This is a genomic window from Corallococcus sp. RDP092CA (assembly GCF_041903675.1).
Lineage (GTDB): Bacteria > Myxococcota > Myxococcia > Myxococcales > Myxococcaceae > Corallococcus.
The window spans coordinates 83,727-107,048 of sequence record NZ_JAYESI010000002.1 but is presented as its reverse complement, the minus strand read 5'-3'; the positions used below and the strand labels follow the sequence as shown (position 1 = coordinate 107,048).

Genomic DNA, 23,322 nt, shown 5'->3' with positions numbered 1-23,322 from the left:
CGGCTTCCCTCTGGAGGGGTCCTGGCATCCGCATTGCTCTGGCGCACGGACACACCTTCTTGGGGAGCTGCCCTCCGTGCACATCCATCGACTGCGCCGTCTCTTCTCGCGGGCCCTGCATGCCTCGCTCGCCACGCCGCTGGTGCTCGCGGGCTGCGGCGTCAACCTGGGGAACAGCACGGACCTGACGGGCTTCTCGCAGGTCGCGTGCGAGGCGGGCCGCCTCTCGCTCGGAAACCTGACGCCCGCTTCCGCGCAGGACTTCGTCCAGCTCCGGTCCTTCTCCCCCTGGCTGGAAAACCCGAGGTCCTCCGAGGTCTCGTCATCGGGGCAGCCCTGCGCGACCGCCACCGACGTCCCCACCTGCCAGGCGGCCGTGGCGGACGCGACCACCGAGCAGGGCTTTCATCGCGACTGCATCGACTCCTGCGAGGAGTTCTTCCTGCTCGCGACGTCCGGCGACACCGTGACGACGTACACGACCGAGGAGGCCGTGCAGGGCCTGTTGGGCACGGTCGACACGGCGGAGGAGGCCGCGCTCCGGGCCTTCGCGGCGGGCTACGACCTGAGCTGCTCCGAGCTGAAGCAGGGCGCGGTGAAGAAGAACGAGGACGGCAGCTTCGACGTCGTCGGCACGCAGGGCTACGCGTGCGGTCCCAACACGGCGCTCACGCAACACCGGGTGCGGGTCTCCACCTCTGGCGAGGTGAGCGCGGTGGAGAAGCACGTCCTGGAGAAGGGCAGCCCCCACTGCAACATCGGCCGGCGGCCGGCGGGGCTCCAGGTCGCGGAGGCGCGCGAGAGCGCGGAGGCGCTGGGGCGCTACTTCGCGGACGCGGCGCGCCTGGAGGCGGCGTCCGTGCACGCCTTCCTGCGGCTGCGCGATGAGCTGGCGTTGCACGGCGCGGACCTGGGGCTCCAGGACGCGGCACGCCGCAGCGCCATGGAGGAGGTCATGCACGCGCGGGTGACGGAGCGGATCGCGAGGCGCTTCGGCGGCACGCCCCAGCGCCCGGTGGTGGAGGAGCTGCCCCTGCGCTCGCTGGTGGACGTGGCGCTGGAGAACGCCGTGGAGGGCTGCGTGCGGGAGACGTATGGCGCGCTGCTCGCGCACCACCAGGCGCTGCACGCGCGCGACCTGGAGGTGCGTCAGGCCATGGTCGGCATCGCGGAGGATGAGACGCGGCATGCGGCGCTGTCCTGGGACATCGACCAGTGGGCCCGGCCGCGCCTCTCCGAGGAGGAGCGGGCCGCGGTGAAGGAGGCGCAGAAGCGCGCGGTGGCGCTGCTGCGTGAAGAGGTCGCGGTGCCGCTCGACGCGAGCATCATCACGGAGGCGGGCATGCCGACGCCGGAGGCGGCGCTGGCGCTGCTGGACACGCTGGAGCAGGACCTCTGGGCGTAGGCCACCTGCTCCTCACGGACCCTGGCAGGTGTGACGCGTTCAAACCACAAAGAGCCAACACCGCCAGTCACGCGGGCCCGAGCTCGCGTGACCGGGTCGCACGCTTCCGCATGATGCGGCCCTTCTTCGCGGCCACGGAACGGCGAGGGCCGCGCCCGACAGGCTCCAGCCGGAACGCATGGCCCATCGCATGGGCCACCCTGAACAGCGTCAGCTCGGTGGCATTCGCCCTTCCGGACTCGAGCCTGCTGCTCTCGCGCTGGGGCACACCTGACATGACGGAGAGCCGCGCCTGTGTCAGTCCCTGAGCCTTCCGCAGCAGGGCAGCTCCCGGGCGATGCGGAATCGATCCCGCTGCTGGGCTTGTCGCTCGTGGAGAGCGAGGCGTGGTGCATCGTCGCGACCCCACCGGGTCGCGCACGGCGCGCTACCCGCCGCGTCTGACATTCCAGCCCCCAGGGCCCGCATCTGTCCGCCCGGCAGGACTTTCAAGGAATCCGACTTGAGACCCCCTGCGAGCGTTTGCGACAATCGCGCACGTGAACGCCCGCGCTCGCGTCCTCTCCGCCGTCCTGCTGGCCACCTGCCTCTGGGCCTGCGCCTCCTCGCCGCCTTCACCGCCTCCGGACGCGCAGACTCCAGAGACCGGCTCGCCCGCGCGCCTGTGGCAGAAGACGTCCGTGGCGGGCGACCTCGCGCGCTTCTCCCGCGACGGCACGCGCGTCACCGCGGAGGGCGCGCTGGAGCTGGACCCCGCCACCGCGAAGGAGGGCACCGACCCATTCCCCGCGGGCGGCTGGCTCGACGGCGGCAGCTTCTACAATGGCGGCACCTTCCGCGTCGGCACCGCCACCTCTGAAGTCCAGCCCGTCCCCGGCGGCTTCGACAGCGTGGTGCCGTCCTTCGACGCCCAGACACCTCCCGGCACCTGGGTGAAGCTCACCGTCTCCGCCCGCATCGAGGGCACCTGGACCCAGGACTACGAGCTGGGCATCTGGGCCTTCGACGCCTCCACCGTCGCGCGCCACAGCGTGGACGGCCAGGGCGACGCCGACGGCACCGTCCTCACCGACACCCTCAACCTCAAGCGCCGCGCGGACGCCCTGCGCGTCACCGTCCACCTCTTCTCCGAACGCCCCGACTCGAGCCCCCGCGTCCGGGCGCTCGCCGCCGCCGTCACCGACACGCGCCGGACGCCCAAGGACCTCGCGTCGGACCACACCGCCTGGGGCGTCGTGCTCGACGTGCCGGGCTACTCGCAGATGATCTACCCCGACGGCGGCGAGGTCTGGTGCTCCCCCACGTCCACCACCATGCTGCTCGGCTACTGGAGCCGGAAGCTGGGCCGCGCGGACCTGGAGCACCCCGTGCCCACCGCCGCCGCCCACACCTATGACTGGGTCTACCGGGGCACCGGCAACTGGGCCTTCAACACCGCCTACGCCGCCAGCATGGCCGGCGGCGCGCTGCACGGGCTCGTCGCCCGCTTCGACTCCTTCGCCCCCGTGGAGCGCCTCATCGCCGCCGGCATCCCCGTCAGCATCAGCATCGCCTACGAGCCCGGCGAGCTGCCCGGCGGCGCCTCCCGCCGCACCGACGGCCACCTCATCGTCGTGAAGGGCTTCACCGACAAGGGCGACGTCGTGGTCAACGACCCTGCTTTCGACTCCAACGAAACCACCCACGCCACCTACCCCCGCGCCGAGCTGTGGCGCGCCTGGCAGCACTCCCGGGGAGCCGCCTACGTGCTCTGGCCCGCCGGGACCCCGCTCCCGGAACAGGGCCTCGTCCCCCTCCCGTGAGCCTGGACGTCCGAAGGCGGACACGCCGCCAACGCGGTGCGGCGCGCAGTGTCCACTGGCCGGGGCATCGGGCACCCCGTCCCTTGACGTTCGGGCATGCGTGAGTGGCCGGACACAGTCTTTAGCCTTCAGTTCTCAAAAATTAGGCTTGATTTAGATTCATGGAATGTAAATACCTGCGCCTGTGACTTTGGTGCCCTCGCCGGTATTCCGGAACCGGGGACACGCCTGGAGGCAGGACCATGGAGCAGAAGCCGCTGCGGGACTTCCTGGAGATTCCCTACGACGAGCTGGAGGAGCTCAACCTCCGGGTGAAGGAACAGCGCCTCCGCCGTGAGTCGCCGGACAAGATTCGCGAGGAGCGCCTCAAGTACCTGGCCGACGAGAAGCGCATCAAGGCCATCACCGTGTGCTTCACCGACCTGGAAGGTCGGCTGCACATGCTGGACTACGACAAGAAGTTCCTCCTCAAGAGCGCGGACAACCTCACCTTCGACGGCTCCTCCATCCGCGGCTTCTCCGCGCAGGCGGAGAGCGACCTGCGCCTGAACGTGGACTGGGGCGCGTTCTACTGGCTGCCGTCCGACGTCTTCGGCCCCGGCAAGGTGCTGGCGTTCTGCGAGGTGCTGGAGCGCGACGGCACGCCGTACCCCTCGGACATGCGCGGCCAGCTCAAGCGCGCCACCGAGCAGCTGTTCCAGAAGGACGGCACCGTGTTCCACGCGGCGCCGGAGATCGAGGGCTTCCTCTTCAAGGGCCGTGACGCCGAGCGCCACTACCACGAGGAGGGCAAGTTCGAGTTCATCTCCATCGGCGGCTACTACCACGCGCTGCCGGGCGACGGGCTCCGCACCTTCATCGACAAGGCCGCGGAGGCGCAGCGCGCCATGGGCTTCCAGAACGAGAAGGACCACCCGGAGGTGGCGCCCTCCCAGTTCGAGATGAACTTCTCGTACAGCGAGGCGCTGGTCTCCGCCGACCAGATCCAGCTCTACAAGCTGCTCTGCCGCCAGGTCGCCGCGCAGCAGGGGCTGACGGCCAGCTTCCTGCCCAAGCCCGTCACGGGCGTGAACGGCAATGGCATGCACATCAACATGTCGCTGTCGAAGAACAACAAGAACCTGTTCTACGACAAGGGCGGCCAGGACGGCCTGTCGGCGATGGGCTGGGACTTCATCGACCGCATCCTCACCAACGCGAACGACATCTGCCTGGTGCTCAACTCCAGCGTGAACTCGTACCGCCGCCTGGACCCGCACTACGAGGCGCCCAACCAGATCAAGGCCTCCGCGAACAACCGCGGCGCCATGGTGCGCATCCCGTTCGGCAACGAGCGCAGCGCGCGCATCGAGTGCCGCTCGGTGGCGCCGGACGCGAACCCGTACATGGTCCTCTACACGCTGCTGAAGACGGGCCTGGAGGGGCCGCAGCCGCAGGAGGACGCGGAGACCAAGCGCAGCCGCACGCGCTTCCTGCCGGACAACATCTACGACGCGGTGCGCTTCTTCAAGGGCAGCCAGTTCATCGCGCAGGCGCTGGGTGAGCAGGTGCAGGGCAAGTACGCGGAGCTGAAGGTGGCCTCCGCGGACCGCTGCCCCAAGCAGCTGGGCACGCGCGTGAAGGACGCGGAGATCCAGTTCCACCACGAGGTGACCAACCAGTACCTCTGGAACCTCTTCTAGCGCTGGCGGTCGCGCGCCTGGAGGGACAGGTGGGCGGCGCCGGCCATCAGGCCCGCCGCCCCCCTCCCAGGCGCGCGCTCCACCCCTCCTGGCAGCGCGGTGGCACCGGATGATCAGCGCAGGGTGCGCACGGCCTGCACCACGCGCGGCCACTCCTGGGAGCGCGGGTCGATGAGCTCGAAGTGGCCCGCGCCCTTCAGGGGCACCAGGTGCACCGGGTCCTTCTGCTGGACGCCTCGCGCGTGGAAGCCCTCGCTGACCTCGAGGGGGACGGTGTCATCCTCGGCGCCGTGGAGGAGGACCTGCGGCAGCTTCAGCGGCTGGAGCGCGGCGGGCGAGGCGACGGCGTAGCGCTCGGGGACCTGCTCCGGGGCGCCGCCCATGAAGGTCTTCACGATGCCCTTGCCCAGGTCCAGCGCCGCGCCCTGGGCGAGGTCCAGCACGCCGGCCAGGGACACCACGCCCTTCAGCTTCAGGGGTGCGTCGCGGTACAGCGCCTGCTTCGGCGTGAGGCGGTGCCGCGCGGCGAGCCACATGGCCAGGTGCCCGCCCGCGGAGTGCCCCATGGCCACCACGTTGGACAGGTCCAGCCCCAGCGACGGGGCCGCGCTCAGCAGGTGATCCGCCGCGGCGGCCACGTCCTCCAGGGTGCCGGGGAAGCCGCCGCCGTCCTGGCCCACGCGCCGGTACTCCACGCTCCACGTGGCGAAGCCTCGCTTCGTCAGGTCCGCGCACAGGTGGCCCGCATGCTCCAGGCCGTACTCCGCGCGCCAGAAGCCGCCGTGGACGAAGAGGACCACGGGGTGCGGGCCCTTGCCCCTGGGCCTGCGCAGCTCGGTGAACTGCTGCGGGGCTTCGCCATAGGCGATGCGGGCGTCCGGCGGCGGTTGCGGCGTTTCCAGGACCCACTCGGAGCTCATGCGCGCATCTTGGGAACGGGCGGTCGGGCACCGCAAGTCGCGCCGCGGCGCCGTGGGCCGAAGCGCGGGGCTCCGGTACGCTCCCGGGCGATGGGAGCGTGCTGGCGTGCTTGAGACGAACGAAGCGGAGCTGCGCATGGCCCTGGCCGAGGGCCTCCTCTCCCGCGAGGACGTGGAGCGCCTGCGCGAGGAGGCGGCGCGACGTGGCGTCTCCCCGTTGCAGCTGCTCGTGGAGCAGGGGCGGCTCAACGCGGACTCGCTCGCGTCGCTGCGCCGGAGCATGGCGGTGGAGGCGGAGCCCCCCCCGCCTCCGGATGGCGGCGCGCGAAAGGGCACCGCCGACGACACGCTGCCTCCGGGCGCCGCGCCCGCCGCGGGAGTGGACGGTCCCGCGTTCCCGGTGCCGCACTGGACGCGCTACCGGCCGCTGCGCTTCCTGGGCCAGGGCGGCATGGGGCGCGTCTTCCTGGCGCGGGACCTGCGGCTGCACCGCGACGTGGCGCTGAAGTTCGTGCGCGACGAGGACCCCGAGCTGTCCCGCCGCTTCATCTCCGAGGCCCGCGCCCAGGCCCGCGTGGACCACGAGCGCGTCTGCCGCGTGTACGAGGTCGGCGAGGTCCAGGGCCGCGCGTACATCGCCATGCAGTACATCGCGGGGGCGCCGCTGCACACGCTCGCCGGCGCGCTGTCCGTGGAGCAGAAGGCGCTCGTGCTCCGCGACGCCACGCTGGGCGTGCACGCGGCCCACCTGGCCGGGCTCGTGCACCGCGACCTCAAGCCCTCCAACATCCTCGTGGAGCGCGGCGACGACGGCGCCCTGCGCCCCTATGTCATGGACTTCGGCCTGGCGCGCGACTGGAGCAGCGACGACGCCGCCACCGCCACGGGCACCGTGCTGGGCACGCCCCAGTACATGGCCCCCGAGCAGGCCCGCGGTGAGGTCACCCGGCTGGACCGGCGCGCGGACATCTACAGCCTGGGCGCCACCCTGTATCACCTGCTCACCGGCCAACCGCCTGTCACCGGCGCCAATGGCTTGGAGGTGCTCGGACGCATCGCCACCCAGGAGCCCCGGCGTCCCCGCGAGCTGGACGCGGCGATCCCGGCGGACCTGGAGGCCATCGTCCTCCAGTGCCTGGAGAAGGACCGCTCGCGGCGCTACAGCTCCGCGCGGGCGCTGGCGGACGACCTCACGCGGTTCCTCGAAGGGGACCGGGTGCTCGCGCGCACGGGCCCCGCGTACCGCGCGCGCAAGTGGGTGGCCCGTCACCGGGTCGCCGTCGTCGTCGCGAGCCTCACCGCGCTCGCCGCGGCGGGCGCGGTGGGCCAGGGCGTGCTGGCCCGGCGGGAGGTGTCGCGCCGCGAGGCCCTGACCCGGCGCTTCACCGAGGGCGTCGAGCGCATCGAGGCCCAGGCCCGCTACTCCGGCCAGGCGCCCCTGCACGACACGCGGCCGGACCGCGACGCGATGCGCGCGCGCATGCGCGACATCGAGGCCTCCATGCGCGACGCGGGGCCCGTCGCGGAGGGCCCGGGGCACTACGCGTTGGGACGCGGGGCCCTCGCGCTGGGGGACGAGGAGGCCGCCCTCACGCACCTGGAGGCCGCCTGGGCGAAGGGCTTCCGCGAGCCCCGCGTGGCCTATGCGCTCGCGCGGGTGCTGGGCCACCGCTACCAGCGCGAGCGGCTGGAGGCGGACCGCATCCCGGACGCGGCCCGCCGCGAGGCCAAGCGGCGCGAAGCCCAGACGCACTCCCGAGACCCCGCGCTGGCCTACCTGGAGCAGGGCCGGGGCGCGGAGGTGCCCGCGCCTGAATACGCGGAGGCCCTCCGCGCCTTCCACCAGGAGCGCTTCGAGGACGCGCTGAGGTCGCTGGACGCGCTGGGCACGCGATTGCCGTGGTTCCATGAAGCGCCGCTGCTCCGAGGGGACATCCTGCTCGCCCGCGCCGTGCGCCACGCCCTGGCGAGCGAGCGCGACGCGGCCCGGGACGACCTGGAGGCCGGGCGCCGGGCCTATGAAGCCGCGGCGGACATCGGCCGCAGCGTGCCCGCCGTGCACCGCGCTCGGGCGGAGCTGGAGCAGGAGGCCCTGCTCCTGGAGCTGTCCGGACAGGGAGCCGTGCTGCCCGCGTACACGCGAGGGATGGAGGCCGTGTCACGCGCGCGCACGGCGGCGCCCGAGGAAGCGGACACCTGGGTGCTGGAGGCCCGGCTCCACCGGCGCTATGCCCAGGCGAGCCTCAGCAGCGGAGGCGACCTGGAGCCGCTCCTCGCGCGCACGCTCGACGCGGCGAAGGAGGCGCTGCGGCTGGCTCCCGGGAAGGTGGAGGCGCGCCACGCGCTGGCCATGGGCTGGTGGCAGTGGGCCCGCTACCGGCAGGAGCGGAACGAGGATCCGCGCGAGCAGCTGCGCGCCGCGGTCGCCGCCTTCGAGGCCATCCCCGAGGCCGCGCGCGACTACGACTTCCACCTGGACCTGGGGCTGGTCTTCAAGGTGTGGGCGGACTCGGAGGACGGGCGCGGAGGAGACTCCCTGCCGTTCCGGCAGCAGGCCATCGCGGCCTACCGGCGGGCGTTGGCGCTGGACGCGAAGCGGCCGGACGCGTGGATCAACCTGGGCACGGCCTACGTGAACCGCGCCAACCATCCGCGCGCGCCGTCGAAGGACGCGGACCTGGAGGAGGCCCGGGCGGCGCTGGAGCGCGCGAGCACGCTCGACCCGGGCCATGTCGTCGCGTGGTTCTACCTGGCGGAGGTGCACCGAGCGCTCGCCCTGCGCCTGCGCGACCGGGGCGGCGACGCGGGGCCGGGGCTCGCGCACGCGCTGGAGGCCTACCGCCGTGGCATCGCCATCAACCCGAAGCTGCCTCCGCTCCAGAACGGCGTGGGCACCGTCCTGCTCGACCAGGCCCGTGAGGCATGGGACCGGGGGGGCTCGCCGGAGCCGCTGCTGGAGCAGGCGGAGCGGGCCTTCCAGCAGGCCATCGCCATCGCGCCCAGGGTGGGCTTCGCGCACAACAACGTGGGCGAGGTGCGCATGTGGCGCGCGAGCTGGCGACTGGCGCGCGACCAGGACCCCATGGCGAGCGCGAAGGAGGCCCTGGACGAGCTCCAACAGGCCACCGCGTTGCTGCCGGGGCTCGCCGAGCCATGGGCCAGCATGGGCCAGGTGCACCACACCGTCGCTGCGTATGCACAGCGACATGGAAAGGACGCGGGACCGGCGCTCACCCAGGCCACGGAGGCGCTGGAGCGGGCGCTGAAGCTCAACCCATCTCTCGCGCAGGCGTGGCGCTGGCGGGGCGAAGCGAGGGCGCTCCAGGCACGCGACGAGGCTCGCCGTGGCCTGAAGCCAGACGCGTCCTTCCAGGCCGCGGCGAGCGACTTCCAGAAGGCGCTGGAGCTGGAGCCCGGAAACCTGGATGCGCGCCTGGCCTACGGCACGCTGCTGCGTGACTGGGGCGTGGCCGGCTCCGGTCCGGACGCGCGTGCCCACCTCCAGCAGGGGCTGTCCCTCATCGAAGCCGTGGCCACCGCGCGGCCCCGCTGGAAGGACGCGAGCAGCCTGCGGGATGACCTGCATCGCGCACTCGCAAGACTGCCACCAGGGTAGACACCAACAAATTGCCGTCAGCAGGAAACCGAAGAGACAGTGTGACTTGCCCCGTTCTTCGGGCCACGAGTTACGAGAGTCCTGCGGCGCTGCTGATACCGTGCTTGGGGGATGAATCGGCGGGGCCGGCATGGGCACGGCGAGTTCAGACCTCCGCGGGTGCCTTGTAGCCCCGGACTGCTGTGCGGGCGCTTCTCGTTGTAGTCGCGCCGCCACGCCTCGATGAGGACGACGGCCTCCCTCCTGCTGGCAAACCACTCCGCCGACAAGCACTCGTCGCGGAAACGACCGTTGAAGCTCTCGTTGGTGCCGTTCTGCCAGGGCTTGCCCGGCTCGCTGTAGGCCGGCTGAATGCCGCTAGCCTCCAGCCACCTGTGTAGGGCCTTGGCAATGAACTCCGGGTCGTTGTCGCTTCTCAGGTACCTCGGCGGACCGAGCACCGCCACCAGGCGCGAGAGCACCTCGATGGCTCGCCTGGCGCTGATGCGCCCGGCCACGTCGATGGCCAGGCACTCGCGGCTGTGCTCGTCCATGACGGTGAGGCACTTGAGCTTCTGCCCATTGGCACATGCGCCGTGCACGAAGTCCCAGGCCGATACGGCGTTGACGCCCTCGGGCTTCGGCTGCCGTGGCTGTCCGAGCTGGCGGCGCTTTCTCGGCCTCCTGCGAGACAGCGCCAGCCCCTCCTTTCTCCAGAGCCGTCGCACCCACTTCACATTGACGGCAGGCCCGTCACGCCGTAGCAGGGCCCAGGCCCGTCGATAGCCGAACCGGGGGCGTGCCCGTAGATCGTCCGCTCGGTGATGCCGTGCTTCCGGGCTACCTCCACTACGCTGGCGCCAGGGGCCTCCGCCTCCCTCAGGATGCGAACCATCTGCTCCTCAGTGAACCTACTCTTTCTCACGACCGACCTGCCTCCTGGCCGCGAGGACTCTCTTACGTTTCAGCTGGTCCGAAAATCGAGGAGCAGACCAAAGGCACTTGACGCTGGCGGTATTATCAAATGCAGGCCAGTGCAGTGCGAGCTGCCGCGAAACCTTCGAGACGATCAACACGATGAAGGCTACCGTCTCAACATTGAGACGTTCGATATATCCATCGCGAATTCAACGTACCCGACATCCTCTCCCGTAGCCGGAGAGACAGTAGTTGTAACAGTATTCCAGGCACCGGCGCGCAGGTCACTGGTGAGGAGCTGTTCCTTAGAGCGAAGCGAGGCACGCCATTCCTCTATCGACTGCGATGCATCACCGACCGCCACCTTCGGCATGCGCCTTCCCCACTTGAGCTTTAGCGTAGGGTGGCCATACGCAACAGCTTGAGGATTCCCAATTCGGAACGTCAGTCGTTGACCATCAGCATACGGCTCAATCTTTTCAAGCGATACAAGAAATGTCCCGCTCGGCGTGTAGAGCGAGCCATAGCCGGAACTGCCAGGCGAGAATTCAATGCTGCCTGCCAGCTTGGAGGAAAGAATCCTGGTTTCAACATATTGCCTTGCGGCCCCTGACTCCAACTCAGCGACCCGCTGCTGCAAGTCGCGGACATGCTGCTCCATGACCACGAGGCGCTGTTGCTCGACAGGATCTGGCTTGGACTGGCATGCGATTAATGTGGCGACGCATGCACCGAATAGAAGGCGCATTTCTCCAGCCTCCCGCGCTCTACGTGCCATCGTCAACGGACTGAAGAAACAAGTTCGACGCCCCCCGTCCCCCCTGCGCCTACCACTTTTGGGGGAGGAGATGTTCGCCCGTAGCCGCCGGAAAGCCCCTACTTCCTCTTGGTTGGCGCTCTTAGCTTAGTCGTCGTCGCCAATCACGCCGCTAGTCCAAGCACGGGGGTTGTTCGTGCCTCGCCAAGGAACGTTCTTCGCCTCTTGAGAAGGGGCGAACCGGAAGATGAAGCAGGGGGAGCCTAACTCGTTTGTGATGGGTCGGACCGACTTGATCTTACCGCCGAAGTAGGAGCGTGCGGCCTTTGTCCTGTGCAGGAAGATCATTCCTCCGATCAGCGCGTTGGCGTCGGCTGCCGTGACGAACCAGTTACCACTGTCATAGTCACCGTCTTCAGGGACTCGGTGGAGGTGAGCGTCCTCTTTGCAGATGAAGTGGATGGATGCCATGGGCCAAAGCATAGGCCTTCTGGGAATCCTGGCGCGGGTGGTCGTTATCCCACCCACGCGAAGCCGAGCTGCCCCACCGCGCTCACAGCTTCGTGCCAGCGTCCGCCGCGAAGTAGTGCTCGTCATCCAGGTCCGCCAGGAGCCCAGGCCCTTCGGGCCGCCAGCCGAGCTGCTCCCGCGTGAGGGCGCTCGACGCGGGGGCATCGAGCGCGAAGAGCGTCCCCAGGAAGCCGAGGAAGTCGCCCGCCTCTCCCGGCGTCTTCGAGGCGACCGGCACGCCCAGCCGGCGGCCGATGACGGCCGCGATGTCCCGCGCGGGCACGCCCTCGTCGTGGACGGCGTGGAGCCTCGACCCCGCGGGCGCCCGCTCCAGCGCGAGCCGGAAGAGCCGGGCCGCGTCGTGCCGGTGCACCGCGGGCCAGCGGTTCGCGCCCTCGCCCACGTAGGCCGCCACGCCCGTCCGCCGCGCGGACGCGATCAGGTGCGGCACGAAGCCATGGTCCCCCTTGCCGTGGACCGACGGCGAGAGCCGCACGATGGCCGTGCGCACGCCGCGAGAGGCCAGCGCGAGCATCGTCGCCTCCGCCCCGCCGCGCCCCGACGGGGCCGCCAGGTCCGTCTCCACGGCGGTGCGGCCCGGCTTGAGCCCCAGCAACCCCGACGCGATGACGAAGGGCCGGTGGGAGCCCTCGAGCACCGCGCCGATGCCCTCGATCGCGCGCGCATCGGCGCGCACCGAGTCCTCGAAGCGGGAGAAGTCGTGGATGAACGCCAGGTGGATGACCCCGTCCGCCTTCGCCGCCCCGGCGCGCAGGCTGTCCACGTCATCCAGCGAGCCGCGGTGCACCTGCGCCCCCGCCCCCTCCAGCGCCCGGGCCGAGGCCTCCGAGCGGGCAAGCCCCACTACCTGATGCCCCGCCCCCAACAGCTCCGGGACCACCGCCGAGCCAATGAAACCAGACGCACCCGTCACGAATACGCGCATGGAAAGCTCCTTGATGTCAGCTACTGACATCACTCCTAACAAGTGATGTCAGTGACTGCAATCAGGTTATGCTTGGGGCCATGGGCCGCTGGGAACCCAACGCACGAGACCGGCTCGCACAGGCCGCGATGACGCTGTTCCAGGAGCATGGGTACGACCGGACGACGGTGGAGGAGATCGCCGCGCGCGCGGGGCTCACCGAGCGGACGTTCTTCCGCTACTTCACCGACAAGAAGGAGGTCCTGTTCGGGGGCTCGGAGGCGCTCCATGAGCGCATCGTCACCACCATCGCGGAGGCCCCCGAGGGGGCGGCGCCGCTCGACACGGTCGCGGCCGCCCTCGATGCCCTGGCCCCCTTCTTCAAGGACCGCCGCGACCACGCCCGGGCGCGACAGGCGCTCCTCCTCGCGCACGCCGAGCTTCGGGAGCGCGAGCTGATCAAGCTGGCCTCCCTCGCCTCGGCCGCCGCGGACGCCCTGCGCGCGCGCGGCGTCCCCGAGCCCACGGCGAGCCTGAGCGCCGAGGCGGGCATGGCGGTCTTCAAGGTCGCGTTCGAGCGCTGGCTCGAGGACCCGAAGGCGCGGGACCTCTCACGGCACCTCCAGCTCGGGCTCGACGAGCTCCGGGCCGTCACCGCGAGCCCCCGCGCCGCGGCCCCGGCCGAGCCCCCTCGGAAGGCCCCCCGCCCGGCCAGGGTCCGCAAGGCCTGACGGGCCCCGCGCTCCCGGGCGGTGAGGGGCTGTCCGCTCAGTCCTCGCCGCGCCCGGAGACCTCCAGCGTGCCGTTGATGGTGTCCTTGATGCCCTCGGGCCGGGTGCACTTGGAGCAGTCGCTCTTCGGGCAGGACCAGAGGGACGTGCTCTCGCCGAGCTTGTCGCTGGAGCTCAGCGTCCACGTGGCGACCTGGCACGCGGGCACCGGCAGCGGGTTCGTGGAGCCCTCCACGAGGAGCCCGCTGTTCGCGACGCCGACGCACCGGTCCTGCTGCACCTGGGACACGAAGCTCACCGCCTGACCGGCCCGCACCTGCACCGTCTTGGTGCTGAAGTGCACCTTGCCCTCCGCGTCGGCGGTGATGAGCACCTGGGTGCCTCCCTCGGGCGGCGTCGGGTTCACCGCGCAGGGCTGCACCGGCTCGGAGTCGGACGACGCCGCTCCGGGGGAGGTGGAACGAGAGCCGCTGGCACAGGCCAGCAGCAGTCCGGTGAGGCACAGCGGGAAGAGAGTGCGGCTTCGCATGGGGAGCCCTCCAGGAGGATGACGACGGATGACGCGACAGCTCAGCAGCAAGCGTGCCACGCGGCGCCCTCTTCCGTTCACGCTCCCTTCGCCGTCAACCCCAGCTCCTTCAGCCGCCGCCCCAGCGCGCGCTTCGACACCTCCAGGGTGCGCGCCATCGCGTCCAGGTCGCCGCCGCAGGCCTCGAAGCAGCGGGTGATCTCATCCGCGCCCAGGTCCCCCGCGGTGCGCAGGGTGGGGCTCCGCTCGATGAGGTCGTAGACGGACGGCCGGGGAATCCCCAGCGCGTCCGCCGTGGCCTTCAGGTCCCACGCGCTCGCGCGCAGCGCGGCCAGCAGCTCCGCCTCCGTCACCTGCGAGGGCTTGCGTCGGGGCACCGCCGCGTCGCGGGCCTCCGGAGCGCGGCCCGCGCCCCGCGCCGGGGCCACGGCGGCGCCAGCCCCCCCCTGGACTCCCACCTCCGGGCCCCGCGCCGGAGCCGCCGCGCCCAGCGCCTCCTCCAGCTGGGGGTCCAGCTGCAACCGCGCCTGCCCCCGGCTCCCGATGACGAGCTGCCGCGTGAGGTTGCGCAGCTGCCGGATGTTGCCCGGCCACGCCGCCCGCACCAGCCGGGACGCCAGCGGCGCGGGCAGCCACGGCTCCGCGTGCGGCTCCTCCGCGTCCAGCCGCGCCGCCTCGCCCAGCGCCGCCAGCTCCTCGCGCGCGAAGTGGAAGAACAGCCGGCCCACGTCCTCACGCCGCTCGCGCAGCGCGGGCACGCGCAGGTCGTAGCCCGCCAGCCGGTGCAGCAGCGGCGCCTTGAAGCGCCCGTCGCGGATCTGCGCCTCCAGGTGCGCGTCCGTCGCGGCGATGAGCCGCACGTCCACCCTCACCGGCTGGCTGGCGCCCACGGGGTACAGCTCCCCCGTCTCCAGCACGCGCAGGAGCATCACCTGCACCTCCGGCGGCGCCTCGCCCACCTCGTCCAGGAACAGCGTGCCGCCGTGCGCGGCGCCGAAGAAGCCCTCGCGGTCCCGCGTCGCCCCCGAGTAAGCCCCCTTCCGCGCCCCGAACAGCTCCGCCGCCGCCAGCTCCTTGGGAATGGCGCCCAGGTTCACGCTGATGAAGCGCCCGGCCCGGCGCGCCCCCAGCCGGTGGATGGCCTGCGCCACCAGCTCCTTGCCCGTGCCCGTCTCGCCCCGGATGAGCACCGGCACGTCCAGGTCCGCCACCCGCTCGATGTGCTTGCGCAGCCGCCGCAGGCCCGCGCTCTCCCCCACCATGCCGGTCGTGTCCGCCGAGCCCTCGCCGTCCAGCTCCACCGTGTGCAGCAGCAGCACTACCCGGCCCGACAGCTCCAGCGCCACGCCGTCCTTCAGCTCCGACGGCCCGAAGTCCCGCGCGCCCTGGAGCGGCACGCCCGCCGCGACCACGTGCGTGCCGTCTTCCGGCGCCGTCAGCCGCACGCCGCCGTCCGGCAGGGCGGAGAGCTCCAGCGGCTTGCGGCTCACGAACGGATCCGCCAGCGGCAGCCCCAGCGCGCTGCCCGGCTTCGCGAAGTCCGGAGCGTTGCGAGACAGGGCCACCCCGCGCCCCGCCCCCAGCGCGTCCAGCAGCCGCCGGTCCCCCACGCGCCGCGGCACCGGGTGGGACACCACCGTCAGCGCGGGGACCTCGCGGGGGGTCCCCCGGGAGGCGCCGCGCTCCTGCATCGCGGCCGTGGAGATGTCGGCGAGGGGGTCATGCGGCATGGCCCACGACCCTACCGCACCCGCTCTGCCCCCTCGTCCGACATGTCGAGCCGCGTCGGTCGACCTGTCAGGGCTCCTGGCGCACCGCGTTTCCGAACAATCCGCGTAAAGTTCTTGAACCCTGGGAACCTACCGGGTTGAGACAGCCCCGGTCGCACGGCTAGCGTGGGAAGGCATGCCGAGTCCCGAACGCCTTGTGTTCCAGCAGAGCTTCGAAGGGCTGATTCGCGCCCTGGGTGACCACCTGGACGAGCCATGCGCGCGGCAGCTGCGCGAGATCGGCATCGATCCTCGCGGGAAGCTGGCGGTGGCGTATCCCCTGGAGGTGTGGGTGGGGTCGCTGAAGCTGGCGGCGTCCGTGCTCGCGCCCATGGCCACGCTGGACGACGGCGCGGAGGTGGTGGGCCGGCGCTTCCTGGAGGGCTACGGCTCCACGCTCATCGGCAGCGCGCTGCTGGCGGGCGTGCGGCTGCTGGGGCCGCACCGGATGCTGGAGCGGATGACGCGCAACCTGCGCACGGGCACCAACTACCTGGAGGCGCGGCTGGAGCAGACGGGGCCCACGCGCTACGTGCTCACCTGCCGCCCGGTGGTGATCGCCGGCTTCTACCGGGGCCTCTTCGCCGCCGGCCTGGAGATGAGCGGCGCGCAGGGCGCCTCCGTGGTGCTGATGCGCAGCGCGGGCGACGCGGCGGTGTACGACCTGTCCTGGCTGCCGGAGAAGGGCGCCAGCAAGCCCGCCGAGGCGAAGGCGCCGCCCCGAGGCCCCCAGCCGAGGAGCTGAGCGGGCCCTATATTCGGCCCATGCTCCGCATCCCGAAAACCGCCGTGGTGGTGCTCGCGCTGGCCCTCGCTTCCGGGGCCCTGGCCGCGAGCGGCAGTCCGCAGCTCCAGACCTACTTCCAGGGCTCGGTGGACAGCCCCGCCTACCAGCAGCAGGCCTTCCAGCGCGTGGCGAAGGCCTGGAAGCAGCCGGGCCCCAAGGGCACGCCGGCCCTGGGGAGGAAGACCATCGTCCAGGCCGTGCTCGACAAGGACGGCAAGCTGGTCTCCACCGCCATCCTCACCGAGTCCGGCGCCAAGGCGTGGGACGCGGCCGCGCTCGCCGCGGTGAAGAAGGCGGCGCCCTTCCCGCCGCTGCCCGGGAGCACCTCCACCGCCACGGTGGAGGCCCACTTCCACTTCGCGTGGGTCAGCTCACCTTGATGACAAGCTTTCCGAAGTGCGCGCCCTGCTTCATGTGCTCGAAGGCGGCGCGCGCCTCCGCGAAGGGGAACACGCGGTCCACCACCGGGTGGACGTCATGGAGCGCGAACGCGCGCGTCATCGCCTCGAAGGACTGACGGTGCCCCACGAACACGCCCTGCACGCGCAGGTTCTGCATCAGGATGGGGATGAGCGACACGGGGCCCGCCCCACCGGACAGCACGCCGATGACGGACACGGTGCCGCCCACGCGCAGCGCCTTGAGTGACCTCTCGAAGGTGCCCGCCCCGCCCACCTCCACCACGTGGTCCACGCCCACGCCGCCGGTGAGCGCGCGCGCCGCCTTCTCCCAGTCCGGCGTGGTGACGTAGTTGATGCCCTCCTGCGCGCCCAGCTTCAGGGCCCGCTCCAGCTTGTCGTCGCGGCTGGACGTGACGATGACGCGCGCGCCGAACAGCCGGGCGATCTGTAGCGCGAAGATGGACACGCCTCCCGTGCCCTGGACCAGCACGGTGTCCCCGGCCTTGAGCCCGCCCTGCGTGACGAGCGCGCTCCACGCCGTCACCGCCGCGCACGGCAGCGTGGCGGCCTCCTCGTCGGTGAGGTACGCGGGCGTGGGCACCACGCCGTCCTCGTGCAGGACCAGCGTGTCCGCGAGCGCGCCGTCCAGCGGTCCGCCCAGCGTGGTCGCGGTGATGGCCTTCGTCGGCTCACCGGCCTGCCACCCCTGCGCGAACAGCGTCATCACCCGGTCCCCGGGCTTCACGCGGGTGACGCCCGGCCCCACCGCGTCCACCACGCCCGCGCCGTCCGAGTTGGGCACCAGCGGCAGCTTCTGGCGCGGGTTGTAGCGGCCCTCCACCATCATCAGGTCGCGCGAGTTGAGGCTCGTGGCCTTCACCCGCATGCGCACCTGGAAGGGTCCGGGCTCCGGGTCCGGCCGCTCCGCGCGCACCAGGTGGTCCAGGCCGAAGCCGCCGCGAATCTCATGGACGTTCATGAGGGAGACCTTACGGCCGCGGCCAGGGCACCTGGGAAGTCCTTCATCGTGAAATGCCAACCCGGCATCTTCGTAGGCGCTTTCAACGCCAGGAGGCATTTCCCATATGACGAGTTTCTTCAGTCGTCCCGCGGTGCTGCCATGGTGCTGGCCAGCACGGGCTATGGCATTGGCTCGTACTACTCCCCCATGGAGCCCACCTACCTCGTCGAGGGCAACCAGCTGCTGGTGGAGCACCGCTGCTTCAACAACTCCACCCCGCAGCCCACGGACTGGAGGCTGCTCAACATCGAGCAGGCGGCGGCGGACCACCACCGCATCGTCCAGGCGTTCAAGCCGCTCTTCCCCGGCAAGTGGATCAGCAAGGGCGGCATGACGTCGCTGTACCACCGGGCGTTCTTCCCTCGCGACGTGGACGCCACTGGGACCTGCCTCGTGCGACGGGGAAGCTCCCCATTCACACGCCAGGAGGCGGCCACGGGCCGGATGGATTCGCGGCCCCGCTGATTTTTCTTCAGCCCCGCCCAACCGCCGGGAATGCCAGGGGTTTCACCGCCAGAGGTTGGTGCGCGCCAACTCCAGCACCTCGTTGGTGCGGCCATTGAGCAGGGCCTTGATGCCGAACAGGGTGAAGCCCGCGGCCATGGACGCGGTGATGCGCGGGGGCATCACCAGCTCCGCCTTGCTGACCACGGCGTCCACCAGCACGGGGCCGGGGGTCGCGAGCGCCAGCTGGACGGCCTCGTCCACCTGCCCCGGGTCCTCCACGCGCAGGCCCTTGACGCCCACGGCCTCGGCGAGCGCGGCGAAGTGGGGGTTCTGGAGCGCCGTGCCCACGTCGAGCATTCCGCCCACCTGCTGCTCCATGGCCACGAAGCCCAGGGAGCTGTTGTTGAACACCACGACCTTGATGGGCAGCCCCAGCTGCACCAGGCCGATGAAGTCCCCCATCAACATCGTGAAGCCGCCGTCACCGGAGAAGGAGATGACCTGCCGGTCCGGGAAGGCCTTCTGCGCGCCAATGGCCTGCGCCAGCGCGCTGGCCATGGAGCCATGGTTGAAGGAGCCCACCAGCCGCCGGCCGCCCTTCATGGTCGCGTAGCGCGCGGCCCATACGGTGGGCAGGCCCACGTCGCAGGTGAAGATGGCGTCGTCCGACGCCTGGAGGTCGAACGCGCGGGCCACCTGGGTCGGTCGGATGGGCCGCTTGCCCACGGTGCCCTGCCCCAGCGCGTCCAGCTCCTCGCGCGTCTTGCGGTAGTGCGCGAGCGCCCGCTCCAGGTGCCTCGTGTCGCGCTTCGTTTCGAGGCGGGGCAGGAGCGCCTGGATGGTGGCGGACACGCTGCCCACCACGCCCAGGTCCACCCGCGTGCGCTTGCCGAGGTTCTCCGCGCGCACGTCCACCTGGATGATGCGGGTGTCCGAGCTGTCCGGATAGAACTGCCGGTAGGGGAAGTCCGTGCCCAGCATCAGGAGCACGTCGCAGTCGATCATCGCCCAGTACCCGGACGCGTAGCCGATGAGCCCCGTGAGCCCCACGAAGTGGGGGTTGTCCTTCTCCAGGAACTCCTTGCCCCGGAGCGCGGAGACGACGGGCGCCTGGAGCCGCTTCGCCAGCTCCACCACCTGCGCGCCCGCGCCCGCGCAGCCCGCGCCGCATAGCAGCGTCACGCGTCCTCCGCGGTTGAGCAGCGCGGCCATCTGCTCCACCTGCGCGGTGGCGGGCATCAGCTGGGCGGGCGACACGCGCAGCGACCCTGGCGTGGGGAGCCGCGCGTCCTCGGCCTTCTGCATGGCGACGTCGCCGGGGAGCACCACCACGGCCACGCCGCCCTTGCCCACGGCGCTGCGGACGGCGATCTCCGCCGTGCGCTGCATCTGGTTGGGGCCGGAGACCAGCTCGCAGTAGTGGCTGCACTCCTTGAAGAGCACCTCGGGATGCGTCTCCTGGAAGTAGCCGGTGCCCAGCTCCACGGAGGGAATCTGCGCGGCGATGGCCAGCACCGGCACCCGGCTGCGGTGGCAGTCATACAGGCCATTGATGAGGTGCAGGTTGCCGGGGCCGCAGCTGCCCGCGCACACGGCGAGCTGCCCGGTGAGGTGCGCCTCCGCGCCGGCCGCGAAGGCGGCGGCCTCCTCGTTGCGCATGGGCACCCACTCGATGTCGCCGCGCCGGCGCAGCGCCTCCGTGAGGGCGTTCAGGCTGTCGCCCACCACGCCATAGATGCGCTTCACTCCCGCGAGCGCGAGGACCTCCGCGAACTGGTCCGCCACCGTCTTCTTCATGGTCCACCCCTCGCCTGGGCCGGTTCACCCCCGGCGAAGATGTGCACCGTCCCACCGCCCTGAGACCGGCCGTGCGGGCGAGCCCCACGCAAGGCTGGCTGTCCGGGGCGGGAGGAGCAGCCAGACCTCCGCCATTCGCCACGCCGTCCGAGTCACTGGCGACGTGGCCGTGAGCGGCAGGCTCCAGCCGCTTGGGTCGAACGACCGCGGCGAGCTGTCGGACACCACCGTCAGCACCGTCGCGCAGGCCATGCCCATCATCGGCAGCCAGCCCCACCAGGCTCGCAGGCCCAGGCGACGTCCCGCCCGGGCAAGGTGTTCGGAGGCGTCCTCCATGCAGCCCACGAGGGCCGCGAGGCCATCGGCCCTTACGACGAACCTCCCCTCCCCCGGGATGGCTCAGGGAAGGCCACTCAGGACGATCTTGCCCAGCGTTCGACCCGTCTCCACCGCCGCGTGCGCGCGCCGGAGGTTGGCCGCGGTGAGCGGCCCGAAGTCCTGCGTCATCGTGGTCCGCAGCGTCCCCGCCTCCACCAGGCCCGCCACCGCGTCGAGCAGCCGCTGCTGGGACAGCGGCTCCGCGTCGTAGAGCGCGCGGGTGAACATCAGCTCCCAGTGCAGCGCCAGGCTCTTGCGCTTCATCGCGTTCACGTCGAGCGGCGCCCGCGGGTCGTCGATGATGCCCATCTGCCCGAAGGGCGCCATCAGCTCCACCAGCTGCGCGAAGTGCTGCTCCGTCGCGGTGAGCGCCATCACGTAGCGCACGCCGCCCGGCACCAGCGCCTTCACCTGCTCGGCCAGGGGCTGGCGGTGGTCCACCACGTGGTGCGCGCCCAGGGACTCGCACCACTCCACCGTCTCCGGCCGCGACGCCGTGGCGATGACCGTGAGGTCCGTCAGCTGGCTCGCAAGCTGGATGGCCATGGAGCCCACGCCCCCCGCGCCCCCCACCACGAGCAGCGCGTCCTTCCGCGTCCCCGTCTTCCGCTGGGGTACGCCCAGGCGCTCGAACAGCAGCTCCCACGCGGTGATGGAGGTGAGCGGCATCGCGGCCGCCTGGGCGAACGTCAGCCCCCTCGGCTTGCGGCCGACGATGCGCGCGTCCACGACGTGCAGCTCGGAGTTCGTCCCGGGCTTCGCGATGGAGCCCGCGTAGAACACCTCATCCCCCGGGCGGAAGCGCGTCACGTCCTCGCCCACCGCCTCCACCACGCCGGCTGCGTCCCAGCCGAGCACGCGCGGCGAGGACTCCACCTGGGCCTTGGGCGCGCGCACCTTCACGTCCACGGGGTTCACGGACACGGCGCGCACGCGCACCAGGAGGTCGCCAGGGCCGGGCGTGGGGTCCGGCAGCTCCACGTCGGCGAAGGCTTCGGGGTGGTCACTGGGGAGATACTTCGTGAGGGCGACAGCTCGCATGGGAGGCTCCTTCGCGTGCAACATCGTCCCGAAGGTTGGAACGGACAAGTACGCAGGATTTCCGCCCATACACACGAAAAGGGAACCATGGCCCGGCACAAGACCTACGACTGCTCCGCCGGCTGTCCGGTGTCCGCGACGCTGGATGTGATTGGCGGCAAGTGGAAGGGGCTCATCCTCTACCACCTGCTCGAAGGCACGCTGCGCTTCGGGGAGCTGCGCAAGCGCATCCCGGACGTCACCCAGCGGATGCTGACGCAGCACCTGCGCGAGCTGGAACAGAGCGGGCTCGTGCACCGGCAGGTGTACGCGGAGGTCCCCCCGCGCGTCGAATACAGCCTCACGCCACAGGGCCAGACCCTGCGCGGCGTGATTGCCGCGCTCAAGTCCTGGGGAGAGACCTACCTGCGCCGGAAGCCCCCGGAGCCCACGGCCCCGAAGCGCCGGCTCGCCGTCGCGGCGCGCTGAAGGAAGCGCGGCCTATCCCGCCGCGCGCACCAGGCGCAGCACCACCGCGAAGTGCAGCCCCGCGCCCACCAGCGTCATCGCGTGGAACACCTCGTGGTAGCCGAAGACGCCGGGCCGGGGGTTGGGCCGCTTGAAGGCATACGCGAGCGCCCCCAGCGTATACGCCAGCCCCCCGGCGATGATGAGCAGGCTCGCGCCCGGCCCCACCGCGCGGAAGACGTCGCCGAAGTACGGCATCATCGTCCACCCCACCGCGATGGCCAGCGCCGCCGTCACCCACTTGGGCGCTCCCACCCAGAACAGCGACTGGAGGATGCCCAGCAGCGCCCCCGCGGAGAGCCACGCCATCAGCGGGTTGCCCACGGCGGGCGGCAGCCCCAGCAGGATGACCGGCGTGTACGTCCCCGCGATGAGCAGGAAGATGGCCGCGTGGTCCGCCCGGCGCATCCACGCACGGGCCCCCGGCGACCAGTTCACCCGGTGGTACGTCGCGCTGATGGTGAACAGCCCCACCAGGCTCAGCGCGTACAGTGCGGACGCCACCGCCGTGCGCGGCGTGGGCGCCATCGCCACCAGCACCACGCCCGCGCCCACCGCGAACGCCGCCGCCCACTGGTGCAGCACCCCTCGCAACCTCGGCTTCTCCATGCCCATCACCGCCGCGCTCACGCGCACCCCACCGTGGACTCGACACCCCGAGCATCCAGGCATTTCATGATGACGCCACCTCCTCGCCGCACCTACTCTTCGGTAGGTTTCGATTGGGTAAGTTACTGGTGGGTAGGTTCGAGGTCAACTTGAAGAAGAAACAGCGGCTCACGGGAGCGGAGCGCCGGGTCCAGTTGATGGAGATCGGCCGGGCGGCCTTCGCCTCGAAGGGCTACGAGGCGACCTCCATCGAAGAGGTGGCCCAGCAGGCGGGCGTGTCCAAGCCCATCGTCTACGAGCACTTCGGCGCGAAGGAGGGGCTGTACGCGGCCATCGTGGACCGGGAGCTGGAGGACCTGGTGGCGCGCGTGTCCGCGAGCATCGCGCAGGGCACGCCCCGGCAGCGCTTCGAGGACGCGGTGCTGGCCTTCATGGCCTACGTGAAGGAAGAGCCCGCGGGCTTCGCGGTGCTGACGCGGGACTCCCCCACGGCGGCGGCGCGGCGCGGGCTGACGCGCGTCATTGACGACCTGGCCCACCGCGTGGGCGACGTCTTCCGCAGCGAGTTCGAGCGCGCCGGCTACCCATCCAAGGTGGCGCCCATCTACGCCAACGCGCTGGTGGGCATGGTGACGCAGGTGGGCCACTGGTGGGCCGCGGAGGGCAAGGCCTTCTCCACGGAGAACGTGGCCCGCCACGTCGCGGCGCTCGGGTGGATGGGCCTGCGGCACCTGCCCAAGGACCCCGCCGCGCCCGGCGCGAGGCGCGAGGCGAAGCGCAAGGGCTGAAGG

At 71.3% G+C, this 23,322-nt stretch carries 20 protein-coding genes and 1 pseudogene; 10 read left to right on the top strand and 11 right to left on the bottom strand.

All coding sequences use genetic code 11. From position 1 onward, the window contains the following. Positions 1-76 precede the first annotated feature (76 nt). Positions 77-1,405: a ferritin-like domain-containing protein gene (locus U8525_RS02810; RefSeq protein ID WP_374260786.1), complete on the top strand. Its 1,329-nt coding sequence runs from the start codon at positions 77-79 to the stop codon at positions 1,403-1,405. A 67-nt stretch (positions 1,406-1,472) separates the two neighbouring features. Here U8525_RS02810 and U8525_RS02805 read toward each other — a convergent pair whose 3' ends face one another. Further along, complete coding sequence (locus U8525_RS02805; protein ID WP_374261490.1) at positions 1,473-1,814, bottom strand: helix-turn-helix domain-containing protein; 342 nt, start codon at positions 1,812-1,814, stop codon at positions 1,473-1,475. Positions 1,815-1,944: 130 nt separating this feature from the next. Between U8525_RS02805 and U8525_RS02800 the strand changes: the two genes are divergently transcribed. Together U8525_RS02800 and U8525_RS02795 are read left to right on the top strand one after the other, a co-directional pair. Further along, positions 1,945-3,207, top strand: a complete 1,263-nt coding sequence (locus U8525_RS02800; RefSeq protein WP_374260783.1) for a peptidase C39 family protein — start codon at positions 1,945-1,947, stop codon at positions 3,205-3,207. A 242-nt stretch (positions 3,208-3,449) separates the two neighbouring features. Then, the gene (locus U8525_RS02795; protein ID WP_374260780.1) at positions 3,450-4,889 is read left to right on the top strand and encodes a glutamine synthetase family protein; all 1,440 of its coding nucleotides are present in this window, start codon (positions 3,450-3,452) and stop codon (positions 4,887-4,889) included. A 113-nt stretch (positions 4,890-5,002) separates the two neighbouring features. On the opposite strand, the gene U8525_RS02790 is transcribed toward U8525_RS02795, so the two are convergent. Continuing rightward, complete coding sequence (locus U8525_RS02790; protein WP_374260778.1) at positions 5,003-5,809, bottom strand: alpha/beta hydrolase family protein; 807 nt, start codon at positions 5,807-5,809, stop codon at positions 5,003-5,005. A 106-nt stretch (positions 5,810-5,915) separates the two neighbouring features. On the opposite strand from U8525_RS02790, the gene U8525_RS02785 reads away from it, so the two are divergent. Continuing rightward, complete coding sequence (locus U8525_RS02785) at positions 5,916-9,425, top strand: protein kinase (protein ID WP_374260775.1); 3,510 nt, start codon at positions 5,916-5,918, stop codon at positions 9,423-9,425. A gap of 70 nt (positions 9,426-9,495) precedes the next feature. Here U8525_RS02785 and U8525_RS02780 read toward each other — a convergent pair. From U8525_RS02780 to U8525_RS02770, 3 genes and pseudogenes are all read right to left on the bottom strand, one after another. Continuing rightward, positions 9,496-10,329: pseudogene (locus U8525_RS02780) on the bottom strand (IS3 family transposase). 159 nt (positions 10,330-10,488) lie between these two features. Next, positions 10,489-11,070, bottom strand: coding sequence for a DUF3251 domain-containing protein (locus U8525_RS02775; protein ID WP_374260772.1), 582 nt, complete (start codon positions 11,068-11,070; stop codon positions 10,489-10,491). A gap of 562 nt (positions 11,071-11,632) precedes the next feature. Beyond that, positions 11,633-12,535 carry an SDR family oxidoreductase gene (locus U8525_RS02770; RefSeq protein WP_374260770.1) on the bottom strand — a complete coding sequence of 301 codons (903 nt, stop codon included), beginning with the start codon at positions 12,533-12,535 and terminating at the stop codon, positions 11,633-11,635. Positions 12,536-12,615: 80 nt separating this feature from the next. On the opposite strand from U8525_RS02770, the gene U8525_RS02765 reads away from it, so the two are divergent. Continuing rightward, positions 12,616-13,245 carry a TetR/AcrR family transcriptional regulator gene (locus tag U8525_RS02765; RefSeq protein ID WP_374260767.1) on the top strand — a complete coding sequence of 210 codons (630 nt, stop codon included), beginning with the start codon at positions 12,616-12,618 and terminating at the stop codon, positions 13,243-13,245. Positions 13,246-13,282: 37 nt separating this feature from the next. On the opposite strand, the gene U8525_RS02760 is transcribed toward U8525_RS02765, so the two are convergent. Both U8525_RS02760 and U8525_RS02755 read right to left on the bottom strand, forming a co-directional pair. Then, complete coding sequence (locus tag U8525_RS02760; protein ID WP_374260764.1) at positions 13,283-13,774, bottom strand: hypothetical protein; 492 nt, start codon at positions 13,772-13,774, stop codon at positions 13,283-13,285. 77 nt (positions 13,775-13,851) lie between these two features. Then, complete coding sequence (locus tag U8525_RS02755) at positions 13,852-15,504, bottom strand: sigma 54-interacting transcriptional regulator (RefSeq protein WP_374260761.1); 1,653 nt, start codon at positions 15,502-15,504, stop codon at positions 13,852-13,854. A gap of 175 nt (positions 15,505-15,679) precedes the next feature. On the opposite strand from U8525_RS02755, the gene U8525_RS02750 reads away from it, so the two are divergent. Beyond that, on the top strand, positions 15,680-16,288 hold the full coding sequence (locus U8525_RS02750) for a DUF2378 family protein (RefSeq protein ID WP_374260758.1): 609 nt from the start codon (positions 15,680-15,682) through the stop codon (positions 16,286-16,288). Positions 16,289-16,308: 20 nt separating this feature from the next. Continuing rightward, entirely contained in the window at positions 16,309-16,710 is a 402-nt protein-coding gene (locus U8525_RS02745) for a TonB family protein (RefSeq protein WP_374260756.1), read from the top strand. Here the strand turns inward: U8525_RS02745 and U8525_RS02740 are convergent. Further along, positions 16,697-17,710, bottom strand: a complete 1,014-nt coding sequence (locus U8525_RS02740; RefSeq protein WP_374260754.1) for an NAD(P)-dependent alcohol dehydrogenase — start codon at positions 17,708-17,710, stop codon at positions 16,697-16,699. The genes U8525_RS02745 and U8525_RS02740 overlap by 14 nt on opposite strands. A gap of 141 nt (positions 17,711-17,851) precedes the next feature. Here U8525_RS02740 and U8525_RS02735 point away from each other — a divergent pair, with 141 nt between their 5' ends. Beyond that, positions 17,852-18,217 (top strand): hypothetical protein, encoded by a 366-nt coding sequence (locus U8525_RS02735; protein WP_374260752.1) that lies wholly within the window; start codon positions 17,852-17,854, stop codon positions 18,215-18,217. Positions 18,218-18,259: 42 nt separating this feature from the next. On the opposite strand, the gene poxB is transcribed toward U8525_RS02735, so the two are convergent. Together poxB and U8525_RS02725 are read right to left on the bottom strand one after the other, a co-directional pair. Then, positions 18,260-19,996 carry a ubiquinone-dependent pyruvate dehydrogenase gene (gene poxB, locus U8525_RS02730; RefSeq protein ID WP_374260749.1) on the bottom strand — a complete coding sequence of 579 codons (1,737 nt, stop codon included), beginning with the start codon at positions 19,994-19,996 and terminating at the stop codon, positions 18,260-18,262. Between the two features lie 399 nt (positions 19,997-20,395). Next, entirely contained in the window at positions 20,396-21,415 is a 1,020-nt protein-coding gene (locus U8525_RS02725) for a zinc-binding alcohol dehydrogenase family protein (protein WP_374260747.1), read from the bottom strand. An 87-nt stretch (positions 21,416-21,502) separates the two neighbouring features. Here U8525_RS02725 and U8525_RS02720 point away from each other — a divergent pair, with 87 nt between their 5' ends. After that, positions 21,503-21,883, top strand: coding sequence for a winged helix-turn-helix transcriptional regulator (locus U8525_RS02720; RefSeq protein WP_374260744.1), 381 nt, complete (start codon positions 21,503-21,505; stop codon positions 21,881-21,883). A gap of 12 nt (positions 21,884-21,895) precedes the next feature. On the opposite strand, the gene U8525_RS02715 is transcribed toward U8525_RS02720, so the two are convergent. Then, the gene (locus U8525_RS02715; RefSeq protein WP_374260741.1) at positions 21,896-22,558 is read right to left on the bottom strand and encodes a hemolysin III family protein; all 663 of its coding nucleotides are present in this window, start codon (positions 22,556-22,558) and stop codon (positions 21,896-21,898) included. A gap of 122 nt (positions 22,559-22,680) precedes the next feature. Between U8525_RS02715 and U8525_RS02710 the strand changes: the two genes are divergently transcribed. Further along, positions 22,681-23,319, top strand: a complete 639-nt coding sequence (locus tag U8525_RS02710; protein WP_374260738.1) for a TetR/AcrR family transcriptional regulator — start codon at positions 22,681-22,683, stop codon at positions 23,317-23,319. Positions 23,320-23,322 lie beyond the last annotated feature (3 nt).

Excerpts from the sequence above, each read along its gene's own strand:
- U8525_RS02760 (WP_374260764.1), bottom strand. The coding sequence starts at position 13,774 with ATGCGAAGCCGCACTCTCTTCCCGCTGTGCCTCACCGGACTGCTGCTG.
- U8525_RS02765 (WP_374260767.1), top strand. The coding sequence starts at position 12,616 with ATGGGCCGCTGGGAACCCAACGCACGAGACCGGCTCGCACAGGCCGCG.
- U8525_RS02740 (WP_374260754.1), bottom strand. The coding sequence starts at position 17,710 with ATGAACGTCCATGAGATTCGCGGCGGCTTCGGCCTGGACCACCTGGTG.
- U8525_RS02790 (WP_374260778.1), bottom strand. The coding sequence starts at position 5,809 with ATGAGCTCCGAGTGGGTCCTGGAAACGCCGCAACCGCCGCCGGACGCC.
- U8525_RS02720 (WP_374260744.1), top strand. The coding sequence starts at position 21,503 with ATGGCCCGGCACAAGACCTACGACTGCTCCGCCGGCTGTCCGGTGTCC.
- U8525_RS02770 (WP_374260770.1), bottom strand. The coding sequence starts at position 12,535 with ATGCGCGTATTCGTGACGGGTGCGTCTGGTTTCATTGGCTCGGCGGTG.
- U8525_RS02795 (WP_374260780.1), top strand. The coding sequence starts at position 3,450 with ATGGAGCAGAAGCCGCTGCGGGACTTCCTGGAGATTCCCTACGACGAG.
- U8525_RS02725 (WP_374260747.1), bottom strand. The coding sequence starts at position 21,415 with ATGCGAGCTGTCGCCCTCACGAAGTATCTCCCCAGTGACCACCCCGAA.
- U8525_RS02750 (WP_374260758.1), top strand. The coding sequence starts at position 15,680 with ATGCCGAGTCCCGAACGCCTTGTGTTCCAGCAGAGCTTCGAAGGGCTG.
- poxB (WP_374260749.1), bottom strand. The coding sequence starts at position 19,996 with ATGAAGAAGACGGTGGCGGACCAGTTCGCGGAGGTCCTCGCGCTCGCG.
- U8525_RS02775 (WP_374260772.1), bottom strand. The coding sequence starts at position 11,070 with ATGCGCCTTCTATTCGGTGCATGCGTCGCCACATTAATCGCATGCCAG.
- U8525_RS02735 (WP_374260752.1), top strand. The coding sequence starts at position 17,852 with ATGGTGCTGGCCAGCACGGGCTATGGCATTGGCTCGTACTACTCCCCC.
- U8525_RS02745 (WP_374260756.1), top strand. The coding sequence starts at position 16,309 with ATGCTCCGCATCCCGAAAACCGCCGTGGTGGTGCTCGCGCTGGCCCTC.
- U8525_RS02755 (WP_374260761.1), bottom strand. The coding sequence starts at position 15,504 with ATGCCGCATGACCCCCTCGCCGACATCTCCACGGCCGCGATGCAGGAG.